The sequence below is a fragment of the Glycomyces sp. NPDC050141 genome (assembly GCF_055586545.1).
The window spans coordinates 99,143-111,591 of record NZ_JBVJHZ010000017.1; the positions used below are offsets into that span (position 1 = coordinate 99,143).

Annotated in this window: 4 protein-coding genes; all 4 read left to right on the forward strand. The window is 70.6% G+C overall.

Features of this window, described 5'->3' with window-relative positions:
* Nucleotides 1-96: 96 nt before the first annotated feature.
* The 4 genes from ACZ60M_RS12690 (at nucleotide 97) to ACZ60M_RS12705 (ending at nucleotide 12,311) form a co-directional block, all read left to right on the forward strand.
* Nucleotides 97-2,979 (forward strand): immunoglobulin-like domain-containing protein, encoded by a 2,883-nt coding sequence (locus tag ACZ60M_RS12690; RefSeq protein ID WP_465417561.1) that lies wholly within the window; start codon nucleotides 97-99, stop codon nucleotides 2,977-2,979.
* A 33-nt stretch (nucleotides 2,980-3,012) separates the two neighbouring features.
* Nucleotides 3,013-7,134, forward strand: coding sequence for a beta-L-arabinofuranosidase domain-containing protein (locus tag ACZ60M_RS12695; protein ID WP_465417563.1), 4,122 nt, complete (start codon nucleotides 3,013-3,015; stop codon nucleotides 7,132-7,134).
* 122 nt (nucleotides 7,135-7,256) lie between these two features.
* Complete coding sequence (locus ACZ60M_RS12700) at nucleotides 7,257-11,579, forward strand: family 43 glycosylhydrolase (RefSeq protein ID WP_465417565.1); 4,323 nt, start codon at nucleotides 7,257-7,259, stop codon at nucleotides 11,577-11,579.
* Between the two features lie 129 nt (nucleotides 11,580-11,708).
* The gene (locus tag ACZ60M_RS12705) at nucleotides 11,709-12,311 is read left to right on the forward strand and encodes a hypothetical protein (RefSeq protein WP_465417566.1); all 603 of its coding nucleotides are present in this window, start codon (nucleotides 11,709-11,711) and stop codon (nucleotides 12,309-12,311) included.
* Nucleotides 12,312-12,449 lie beyond the last annotated feature (138 nt).

Below are 12,449 nucleotides of genomic sequence, written 5' to 3' on the forward strand. Positions count from 1 at the left end.
CCGACCCGGCTCAGGGTGAGGTGTCGGCGGCCATCACCGACCACCCGGCGCCCCGCGCCGACCCCGCCCATCTCAACGACGAGAGGCACCCCCCCCGTGAAACTCCGCTTCGCCGCCGCAGGCGTCACCGCCGCCCTGGCCCTGGGCCTCGCCACGACGCCCCCCGCATACGCCGCCGACACGGCCCCGCTCCTCCACTACTCCTTCGACCAGGCGCCCGCCGACGGCATCACGATCGCGGACGAATCCGGCAACGGCAACGACGGCGTCCTCCGCCAGTCCGGCGCCCAGTTCGCGGACGGCGTCCTCTCCCTCCCCGGCGGCTCCTCCACGAGCACCGCCGCGTACGTCGAGATCCCCACCGCCGACCTCGCAGGGCTGCAAGACCTCACGGTCTCCGCCTGGGTCGCCGACCGCTCCGGCCCCGCCAACGTCGCGGCCGCCTTCATCGGCGCCCCCGTCGCCTCCGGCGCCTCCTTCTCCAGCGGGTACTGGCTGCTCAACCCCGCCAACCCGAGCGGCTACGTCAAGTCCGTCGTCACGAACACCGCGAACGCCTCGGCGCCCTGGAGCACCGAGATCGGCGCCGGCGCAACCGGAACGCCCACCGCGGGCGTGCAGACCCCGTCAGGCACGGCCCTCTACACCACCGTCATCGACGGCACCAACGGGAAACTCACCCTCTACGTCAACGGCGTGAAGACCACCGAGCACACCATCGCCCGCAACGTCTCGAGCTTCGGCGCCAGCCTCGTCGCCTACCTCGGCCGCTCCACCTACAAGGACGCGTTCTTCGCAGGCGACTTCGACGACCTCGCGGTCTACGGCACGGCCCTCGACGCCGCCGCAGCGCAGGCGCTCTACACCGACGGCGCACTCGACCGCGCCGTCGCGTCCGTGACCCTGCCGTCGACAGCAGACACCGACTTCACGCTGCCGACCTCGGCCTACGGCGCGGCCATCACCTGGTCCTCCGACAACGACGCCATCGCGATCGACAGCGGCGCAGCGACAGTGACGCGCCCCGCCTCCGGAACCGGCGACGCGAGCGTCACCCTGACCGCGCTCTTCACCGCCGCAGGCGAAACGCGGACCCGGACGTACACCGTGCTCGTCCCCGAAGACCTCACCGACACCGAGAAAGCCGACGCCGACCTCGCAGCGGTCGCGATCGCCAGCGCCGACGACGTGCGCACCAACATCTCCGTGCCCACGACCGGCGCGAACGGCGCCGCGATCGAATGGACCGTCCCCGCAGGCGCACCGCTGACACTGCGCGACGGCGCGGCCGACGGCACCCGGACCCTCGTGGTCGACCGCCCCGCCGCAGGCGAGGACCCGGTCACCGTGGTCGTCACGGCCACAGCCCGCATCGGCGACGCCGTCCGCACGCGCGACTTCGCGCTGGCCGTCCAGCCGCTGCCTTCCGCCGGCGCCGAAGAAGAGGCCTACGTCTGGGCGTTCTTCACCGGTGAAGGCGACGGCGCCGAGCAGGTGAGCCTCGCGGCCTCGCGCGGCAACGACGCCCTCAGCTGGAACACCCTCAACGACGGCCAGCCGCTCTTCACCTCGACCCAGGGCACCGAAGGCCTGCGCGACCCGTTCATCATCCGCTCGGCCGAAGGCGACCGGTTCTACATGCTCGCCACCGACCTCAAGGTCGCCGGTCTCGCGGGCGGCTTCGACGCCGCCCAGCGCACCGGGTCGCTCTACATGGAGGTCTGGGAGTCCAACGACCTCGTGCACTGGTCCGAGCAGCGCCACGTCAAAGTCTCGAGCGACTTCGCGGGCAACACCTGGGCGCCCGAGGCGTACTGGGACGAGGAGCTGGACACGTACGTCGTCTACTGGGCCTCGAACCTCTACGACACGACCGACGCCTCCGCGCGCACGGCCGTCACCTACAACCGGATGATGTACGCGACGACCGACGACTTCGTCCACTTCTCCGAGGCGCAGCCCTGGGTCGACGTCAAGCGCGGCACCGGCCGCGGCACCATCGACGCGACCGTCGCCCGCGTGGACGACACCTTCTACCGGTTCATCAAGGACGAGGCGTCGATGACCATCCGCCAGGAGCGGTCGACCGACCTCCTCGCCACGGTCACCGGCACGCTGCCGGGCACCACGGGCGCGGCCGACGAGTGGACGCTCGTGAAGGACCAGGTCGCCACGGGCCTGCCGAACGGCGAGCCGGGCGGCACCTTCACCCAGGGCGAGGGCCCGAGCATCTTCCCCGCCAACGAGGGCGATGTGAACGGCTACGAGTGGTACCTCTTCATCGACCAGCCCTCGTACCACGCCGGACCGAACTACTACATCCCGTTCGCGACCGACGACATCGCCAACGGAAGCGCGTGGGAGCCGGTCGGGTCGACCCTGCGCGAGAACCTGCCGGAGAACGCCGACGGCGGCAAGCCCCGCCACGGCACCGTCATCCCGGTGACCCGCGACGAGTACGAGACCGTGCTCGCGGCCTTCGCACCCGACCTCGCGGTGACCAGCGCCGACGCGATCAACGTGTCCACTCAGGCCGGTACCGCGCCGGTCCTGCCGGGCGCGCACCTCACCAAGGCCGACGGCTCCGAGCAGGACGTCGCCGTGGTGTGGGACGCGATCGCCGCGGCGCAGTACGCGCAGCCCGGCACGTTCACCGTTGCCGGTGTCGCGCAGGACGACTCGCGCGCTCCCGTCACGGCCCAGGTCACTGTGACCGCGCCGCTCACGGTGGTCGCCTCCGTGCGGTGCGTCGCGGGCAAGGCCACCGTGGTCGTCAAGACCCAGAACGTCGGCGATGCCGAAGTGGACGTCGTGCTGACCTCCGACTTCGGCGCGAAGGCGATCACCGGCCTCGACGCCGGGGCGACCTCGTCGGTCGTGTTCACGACACGGCAGGCCGGCATCGCCGCCGGGAAGGTCCTCGCGACCGCGGACGGCGCCACCCTCGAAGCCGCCTACCCCGCCACCAGCTGCGGCTGACCCCCCTCAGAGAACGGAACCCCCATGCGCCGCATGTCAATACGCCGCGCGGGAGGCGTCGGCCTCGCCGTTGCCGCCTCCCTGGCGATGATCGTCCCGGGGCTCGCGCCCGCCGCCGCGGCGGAGGCGACCTCCTTCGCGGACGCCAAGGTCCTCGACCTCCGCTTCGACGGCTCGCTCGCCGACACGAGCGCCAACGCCGCCGCCGTCACGATGCAGCAGGGCACCGAGGCGTACGCCGAGGGCCTCGACGGCGGCCAGGCGTTCCGGTTCGACGGCTCCAGCGCCATCCGGCTCGGCACGGCCGCTTACCTGCAGCCCCAAGACCTCACGGTGTCGTTCTGGTACAAGCCGACCGCCGCGATGGCGGGCGAGCAGGTCTTCGCGTGGAGCAAGGACGCCTACAACGCCGACGGCTGGTACCTGACCTCGGAGAGCGCCTCGTCGCCGCTCGTCCTGTCGGTCGGGCCGTCCACCGGCCAGCCGTACAAGGTCGCGGTCGACGCCGACCGCGCGGCGTTCTTCCCGGTGGGGGAGTGGACGCACGTCGTCGCCGCCTACGACAGCGAGACGAAGGCGGTCGCCTTCTACCGCAACGGCGTCCGGCAGACCTCGACGGTGAAGTACCCGGTGAGCGGCACCTCGACCGGGGTGCTCGGGTCGGAGTCGACCACGGTGAAGACCCTCGGCTACAACGGCCCTCGCTACAACGGATCGCACGTCACGGGCCTGCTCGACGACTACGCGCTGTACAGCGCGACCGCCTCGGTCGACGACGTCATCGCGCTCACGCAGGCGCACGACCCCGGCTTCGACCCGGCTACGGTCGCCCAGGCCGACCTCGACGCGGTCGCCCTCGCGGCGACGGCGTCCTACGACTTCGCGGTGCCCCTCCAAGGCGCGAGCGGCACGGGCATCTCGTGGGCGTCTTCGAACCCCGCCGTGATCCGCATCGACGGGAGCCTGGCCGACGTCACCGCGCCGGAGTCGGGCTCCACCACGGTGCGGCTCACCGCCACCGGCACGTACGGCGGCGGCACGGCGACCCGCGAGTTCGCCGTCACCGTGGAACCGATCGACGAGGAGGCCGCCATGCACCTGCTGGACGCGGGGCTCGAGAACGTCGCAGTGGAGGACCCGTACCTCCAGAACGCCAACGCGAAGACGAGCGATTACCTGCTCGAACTCGACTCGGGGAAGTTCCTCTACTCCTTCTATACGACGGCCGGGCTCACCCCGACGACCGCCTCGGGCTACGGCGGCTGGGAGCGGTCGAGCGGCACGCGGTTCCAGGGCCACTTCTTCGGCCACTACATCTCCGCGCTGTCGCAGGCCTATGCGACCACAGAGGACGAAGCGACGCGCGAACTCCTGCTCGCGGAGCTCACCGAAGCCGTGGACGGCCTGGCGCGCAGCCAGGACGCCTACGCGGCGGCGCACCCGTCGAGCGCGGGCTACGTGGCCCCGTTCGCCCAGAGCGTGCTCCCGAGCGGCGGCGACGGGCTCCTCGTGCCGTTCTACAACCTGCACAAGGTGCTCGCCGGGCTCCTCGACGCGTACGAGTACGCGCCCGAGGAGGTCTCGTCCGAGGCCCTCGCGGTCGCGTCCGAGTTCGGGACCTGGACGCGGAACTACGCCGCGTCGCTGTCGAACCCCTCGGTCATCCTGAACACCGAGTACGGCGGGATGAACGAGGCGCTCTACGAGCTCTACAGCATCACCGAGGACCCGGCGCACAAGCGCGCGGCCGAGTACTTCGACGAGGTGGCGCTCTTCCAGCAGCTCGCCGCGGGCCAGGACGTGCTGAACGGCAAGCACGCCAACACGACCATCCCCAAGCTCGTCGGCGCCCTCAAGCGCTACACGGTCTTCACGGAGAACCCGCACCTGTACGCCCAGCTCACGGACACCGAGAAGTCGAGTCTCGGCATGTACCGCACGGCGGCCGAGAACTTCTGGCAGATGGTCGTCGACGACCACACCTACGCCAACGGAGGCAACAGCCAGTCAGAGCACTTCCACGGCGCGGACACGCTGTACGAGCACGCGAACAACGGCGTCACCACCGGCTACGGCGAGAACTCCACATCGGAGGGGTGCAACGAGTACAACATGCTCAAGCTCAGCGAGGCGCTGTTCGCGGTCACGAAGGACGTGAAGTACGCCGACTTCTACGAGTCGACGTTCACCAACACGATCCTCGCCTCGCAAAACCCCGAGACCGGCATGGTCACGTACTTCCAGCCGCAGACCGCCGGGTACGCCAAGGTGTTCGGGACGAAGTTCGACCAGTTCTGGTGCGACCACGGCACGGGCGTCGAGAGCTTCACGAAGCTCGGCACGGCGTTCTACTTCCGCGACGAGGACTCGGTCTACGTCAACCAGTTCCGCTCCTCAGTACTGGAGCACGCCGACCGGAACCTGCTCCTGACGCAGGTGGCGGACGTGCCGCGCGACGACACCGTGCGGCTGAGCGTCGCCGGGCTCGACGGCGGCGCGGTCGCGGAGGGCACGACGCTCCGCCTGCGCGTGCCGGACTGGGTCGCGGGCACGCCCCAGCTCACTGTGAACGGCGAGGCCCTGGAGGTCGCGGCCGCCGACGGCTACCTGTCCTTCGCAGTCGCTGCGGGCGACGAGATCGTGTACACCCTCCCCGCCGAGGTGAAGGTCGAGGACACCACGGAGAACGCGAACTGGGTCGCGTTCACCTACGGCCCCGTACTGCTCGCGGCGGAGCTCAGCCGCGAGAACGTCGACTCCTCCTACACCGCAGGCGTACTCGTGCAGATGGGCACCGCCGACCCGTCCCTGAACGGCAACGTCGTGGTCGACGACGCCGAGCAGTGGAAGGCGGACATCGCGCAGCACCTCGTACGCATCGAGGACGGCGAGAACCTGAACGGGCTCGACACCATGCGGTTCAAGCTGCACGGCGTCGACGACGCCGCCGCCGCGCTCACCTTCGAGCCGTACTACAGCCTCTACGACGCCCGGTACGCGACGTACGTGACGCTCGTCGAGCCGGACTCGGCGGAGGCGCAGGCGCTCATCCGCGCCGACAAGGAGCAGCTGCGCGAGGACGAGACGACGATCGACGCGCTGACGTCCTTCGACAACAACAACTCCGAGGCCGACAAGAACTACGCGTTCAACAAGTCCTCTGTGGGCGTCTGGCGCGGCGAGCCGTTCCGGCACGCGGAGAAGGCCGCCGACGCCTGGTTCCAGTACGACATGATCGTCGACCCCGGCCTCGAGGCGAACTACCTCGGGGTGCGGTACTACGGCGGCGACAGCGGGCGCACGTTCGACGTCTACGTCAACGACGTGCTCCTCAAGCACGAGACCGTCACGAACGCGCAGGGCGCGACGGACTGGTACGTCCAGTACGACGAGATCCCGCGCGCGGTGCTCGACGGCATCGCGGCCGCGGACAGCTGGAAGCGGGACCAGAACGGCGCGTACGTGCTCGACGGTGCGGGGAACCGCATCCCGGTCGTCACCGTGCGGTTCCAGGGGACCGGTGCGAGCCTGGTCGGAGGGGTCTACGGGGTCTACACGACCGCGTCGGACCACTACGACACGGACGCGGCCCTCGCCAGCCTGTCGTTCGACGGCGGCCAGATCGCTCCGGCGTTCGACCCGGCGGTGCGCGAGTACACCGTGACCGTGCCCGCCGGTGCATCGGAGACGGTCCTCCACGTGTCGCCGGGAACGCCCAGCGGGCTCGTCTTCGTGGGGGACGTCCTCATCGACGACACCCTGCCGCGCACGATCGCCGTGGGCGAGGGGACGACCGACGTCACCCTCACCGCCTACGCGCAGGACCATGCGACGACCGCGGTCTACACAGTGCATATCGTGCACGCGCCTCCTGTCTCAGCGGCGATCACCGCGGTGCCGCGCTGCGTCTCAGGCAGGGTCCAGCTCGTCACCACGGTGACCAACACGTCCGAGGCGCCGCTGGCGGTCGTCGTCAAGACCCCCTACGGGGACAAGACGGTCGCCTCGATCGCGGCCGGAGCCTCCGCGTCGCAGACGTTCGCGACCCGGGCGGCCTCGATCGCCGGAGGCACCGTCACCGCCACCGTCGGGCTCGTCGGCGGCACCGCCACGGTCGACATCGGGGCGTCGTACGCCGCCTTCACCTGCGGCTGAACCCCGGCTGCCCGGCCTCCGACAAGGGGGCCGGGCCGCACCTCTTGTTTCACGAGCATCACTCCCGTTAGTATCTGATACCGGTAACAACGCTGTTGCCACGTCCCGTCAAAGGAGAGCGCATGGACGCGCCATCCCAAGCGAGCCGCTTCACGCTCCGCTTCCTCGCCGCCGCAACGGCACTCGGTTTCGCGGCGGTGGGGGCCGCCCCGGCGCAGGCCGCGGCCGAGGACCACCTCGTGGCGCACTACGCGCTCGACGAGACGAGCGGGACGGTCGCCGCAGACAGCTCCGGCCACGGCCGCGACGCCCAGATCTCTGGGGGCGCGACGCTCACCGGCGGCGAGGGCATCCGCCTCGACGGCAGTGACGACCACGTCAAGCTCCCGGACAACCTCCTCGCCGGGCTCGCCTCGATCACGGTGAGCACCGAGGTGCTCGTGCGGGCCGAGCAGGGCACGCCGTACTTCATCTACGGCCTCGGCAACCCCGCGACCTCCAGCTCCGGCACGGGCTACCTGTTCTCGACGGGCAACGCGTACCGCACGGCCATCACGACCGGCAACTGGTCGGGCGAGCAGAACACGACGAGCGGCGCGAACCTCGCACGCGGCGTGTGGAAGACCATCACCTACACGCTCGACGACGCGACGGACACCGCCACGGTCTACCTCGACGGCGTCCAGGTCGCGCAGAACACCGGCGTCACGGTCACTCCCGCGCAGATCGGCGGCGGTACGACCACGGCGAACTACATCGGCCGCTCGAACTACGCGGCCGACCGGTACCTCGCCGGGAGCGTCCGCGACTTCCGCGTCTACGACACGGCGCTCTCCGCAACCGAGGTCGCGGCGCTCCAGCCGTCCGACCAGACCAAGGCGCAGCGGGACCTCGACGCGATCGCGCTCGGCGACCTCGCGAACGTGACCGCCGACCTCGCGCTGCCCACGGCCGCGCCGAACGGCTCCTCGATCACCTGGGCCACCAGCGACGCCTCGGTCATCTCGGCCACGGGCAAGGTGACGCGCCCCGCGAGCGGCACCGCCCAGGTCACGCTCACCGCAACGGCCGCAAAGGGTGCCGCGACGGCGACCCGCGACTTCACCGCGACGGTGCCCGCGACCGGCGAAGCCGACTTCCAGGCCGACCTCGACGCCATCGCCATCCCGAACGCCGACGACATCCGCGGCAACATCGAGCTGCCCCAGGCCGGCGCCGTCCACGGCAACGCGATCACCTGGACCGCCTCTCCCGAGGGCATCGTGTCCACTTCGGTTAATGGTGCGGTCGCGCCCGGCGCCGTCACCCGCGGCACCGCCGACCAGCAGGTCGTCCTGACCGCGACGGTCGGCGGCCTGACCCGCGCGTTCGCCCTCACCGTGCGGGCCGCCCACGAGCAGCAGGAGTACGAGGGGTACGCCTTCGCGTACTTCACCGGGAACTCCGTCGCGGGCGAGAACATCCACTTCGCCGCGAGCGACGGCAACAACGCCCTCGCCTGGAACGAGCTGAACGGCGGGCTCCCCGTCCTGTCCTCGCAGTACGGCGAGCAGGGCCTGCGCGACCCGTTCATCATCCGCTCGCCCGAGGGCGACACCTTCTACCTCATCGCGACCGACCTCTCGATCGGCTCGGGCACCACCTGGGACGCGTCCCAGCGCCAGGGCAGCCGGTACCTCGAAGTGTGGGAGTCGCACGACCTCGTGAACTGGTCGGCGCAGCGGCACGTGCTCGTCTCGCCCGAGACGGCGGGCAACACGTGGGCGCCCGAGGCGTACTACGACACCGAGCTCGGCGCGTACGTCGTGTTCTGGGCCTCGAAGCTGTACGAGTCGAGCGACACCGCCCACGCGGGCAGCACCTACAACCGGATGCTGTACGCGACGACCCGCGACTTCACCACGTTCAGCGAGCCGCAGATCTGGCAGGACGGCACGTCGCGCATCGACTCGACGGTCACGCTGGACGACGGCGTCTACTACCGCTTCACGAAGGACGAGGGCGCCGGGACGACCGGGTGCTCCGACATCATCCAGGAGTCCTCGGCCTCGCTGCGCGCCCCGCTCGACGAGTGGACCATGATCGACTCGTGCATCGGCCGCGACGCCGGGACGAGCGCGGTCGAGGGCCCCTCGATCTTCAAGTCGAACCCGGGCGACGTGAACGGCGGCGGCAAGCACTACCTGTTCGTCGACGAGTACGGCGGGCGCGGCTACATCCCGCTCGTCACCGACGACATCGCCGCGGGCGGCTGGACCGTCGCGGCGAACTACGACCTCCCCGCGAGCCCGCGCCACGGCACCGTGATCCCCGTGACGGCCGCCGAACTCGCAGGGCTCTACGAGGGCCGCGCCCCGATATCCTCCAATGAGGACGGCGAGGTCGTCCGCTACGACTTCACCGAAGGCGAGGGGACGACGCTCCACGACGTCTCGGGCAACGGCCGGGACGCCACGATCAACGGCGCCAGCTGGTCCGACGATGCGCTGACCTTCGACGGCTCGGACGACTACGTCGACCTGCCCGACGACCTGATGGCCGGTCTCACCGACATCTCCGTCGACGCCGACGTGTGGGTCGACACCGCGCAGTCCGGCAGCTATTTCATCTGGGGCATGGGCAACACCGACGCCGCGGGCGCCGGGCGGGGCTACCTCTTCACCACCGGCAACGGCTCGTACCGCACGAGCATCACCACCGGCACGTACTCCGCGGAGCAGACGGCGAGCTCCGGTTCGGCGCTCCCCAGAGGACGCTGGGCGCACCTGACCTACACGCTCCAAGGGGAGACGGCCCGCCTGTACCTCGACGGCGTGCTCGTCGCGACCAAGGCCGGCGTCACTGCGGACCCCGGCGACATCTCCGGCGGCGAGACCTGGGCGAACTACCTCGGCCGCTCGCTCTACGAGCAGGACGCCCGCTTCAAGGGCAAGTTCCGGTCGTTCGCGGTCTACGACCGGGCCCTGAGCTCGGGCGAGGTGCTCGACGCGGCGGGCGCGACCGGCGCGGTCACCGAGGTGTCCCTCGCCGACCCCGCCGCGCTCGCGACGGCGCCGCTCATCGACACCGAGGCCCACACCGTGGTCCTCCCGGTCGTCAAGGGCACCAACGTCTCGGCACTCGCGCCGACCTTCACGACGGCGACGGGCGCCACCGCCTCGCCCGCGTCCGGCTCGGTCGTGGACCTGACCGAACCCGTCGAGTACACGGTGACGGCCGACGGCCAGACTACGACCTGGACCTTCTCGGCCCAGATCGTCAGCAGCCCGGTCCTGCCGGGGCTCTACGCCGACCCGAACATCGCCGTCTTCGGCGACACGTACTACATCTACGCGACCACGGACGGGTACTCCGGTTGGGGCGGCAAGGACTTCTACGTCTGGTCCTCGAAGGACCTCGTCGACTGGACGCGCTCCGAGGAACCCATCCTGACCCTGGACGGCGCGAACGGAGACGTCCCCTGGGCCAGCGGCAACGCGTGGGCGCCCACGATCATCGAACGCGACGGCAAGTACTACTTCTACTTCAGCGGCCACAACACGGCGCTGAACCGCAAGACCATCGGCGTCGCCGTCGCCGACAGCCCCGAGGGCCCGTTCACGGCGCAGCCGACCGCGATGATCCTCAACAACGAGGCGGTCACCTCGGGCCAGGCGATCGACCCCGCGGCCTTCCACGACCCCGTGTCGGGCAAGTACTTCATCGCATGGGGCAACGGCAGTCCCGTCATCGCGGAGCTGAACGACGACATGGTCTCGGTCAAGGCCGGCACCTACAAGCGGATCTCGGGCCTGACCGACTTCCGCGAGGGCGTCTTCCTCAACTACCGCGACGGCCTGTACCACCTGACCTACTCGATCGACGACACCGGCTCGGAGAACTACCGCGTCGGCTACGCGACCGCGACGAGCCTCGACGGGCCGTGGACCTACCGCGGCGTGATCCTCCAGAAGGACACCTCGCTCGGCATCAAGGCGACGGGCCACAGCTCGATCATCAACGTGCCCGGCACGGACGACTGGTACATCGCCTACCACCGGTTCGCGCTCTCCGGCGGCGACGGCACCCACCGCGAGACCACGATCGACCGGCTCGAGATCGGCGCGGACGGCCTGTTCCAGCCCGTCACTCCGACGCTGACGAGCGTCGCCCCGCAGCCCATCGGGCCCGCGTTCGCGGTGGCGCTCGGATCGCGGTGCGTGGCAGGCAAGGTCGTCCTGACCGTGTCGGTCGCGAACCAGAGCACGGGACCGGTGTCGCTCGTCGTCTCGACCCCCTACGGCAGCAAGACGATCGGGTCGCTCGCCGCGGGCGGCACGTCGACCAGCGGGTTCACCACCAGGGCGGCGCAGATCGCGGCGGGCACGCTCAGCGTGACCGCGACGGCAGCGGACGGCACCGCCGCAGTACGAGAAGCCGCCTTCGCAGCCGCGAGCTGCGGCTGAGGCGCGCACGGCGGCGGCCCCCGGGCCGCCGCCACCGCCGCACCGGTGCCTGACCGGCGCGGCGCGGAGGGCGACGGACGCCCCCCGCTACTGATCGAAGAGAGGCCCCTGAAGATGAATCGTGGAACAGTGAAACGGGTGTCCGTGGCCGCGTTCGGCGGCGCGATGCTCGCGGGCGTCGCGGGCGCGGCGTTCGCCCAGGACCAGGTCGGCACCGGCTCCGATGTGGACGTGAATGTGGTCATCGAGGACCTCGAACCCGGCGTCCTCGCCATGAGCGTGGACGGCACGAGCGCGACCCTGGTGGAAGACGGCTCGGCGGGCGCGGTGCGCCAGTTCACCGGCGAGCTGCCGACGGTCACCGTGACCGACACGCGCACCGCGGAAGAGATCCCCGACGGCGCGTTCTGGTGGGTCGAGGGCACGGCGTCGAGCTTCACCGGCGACGCGGGCCAGGAACCGATCGGCTCGGAGAACCTCGGCTGGTCGCCGACCCTCGCCGACGACGGCTCCGGCGCCGTCGCCGTGGGCCCGGACGTCGCCCCGGCGCTCGACACCGACGAGGCCCCGAACAACGTCGGCCTGCAAGGCCAGGAGCTCCTGGCCATGGCGCTCACCAGCGACGAGGCGATCGGCTCGTGGCAGGCCGGGGCGACCCTGACCCTCCAGGTCCCGGCCGACGTCGAGCCCGGCTCCTACACCTCCACCATCACGCTCTCCCTGTTCGAATAGGACGAGTCGGGGGGGGGGGGGGGGGGGGGGGGGGGGCGGGGGGGGGGGGGGGGGGGGAGGGGGGGGGCGTCCTCGTTCTCCCCTCTCGGGGGGGTTTTTTTCTCCCCTTCCGGGTTTTTTTTTTCTTTCCGGAATGGC

Coding starts and splice junctions, on each gene's coding strand:
- ACZ60M_RS12695 (WP_465417563.1), top strand. CDS start 3,013: ATGTCAATACGCCGCGCGGGAGGCGTCGGCCTCGCCGTTGCCGCCTCC.
- ACZ60M_RS12700 (WP_465417565.1), top strand. CDS start 7,257: ATGGACGCGCCATCCCAAGCGAGCCGCTTCACGCTCCGCTTCCTCGCC.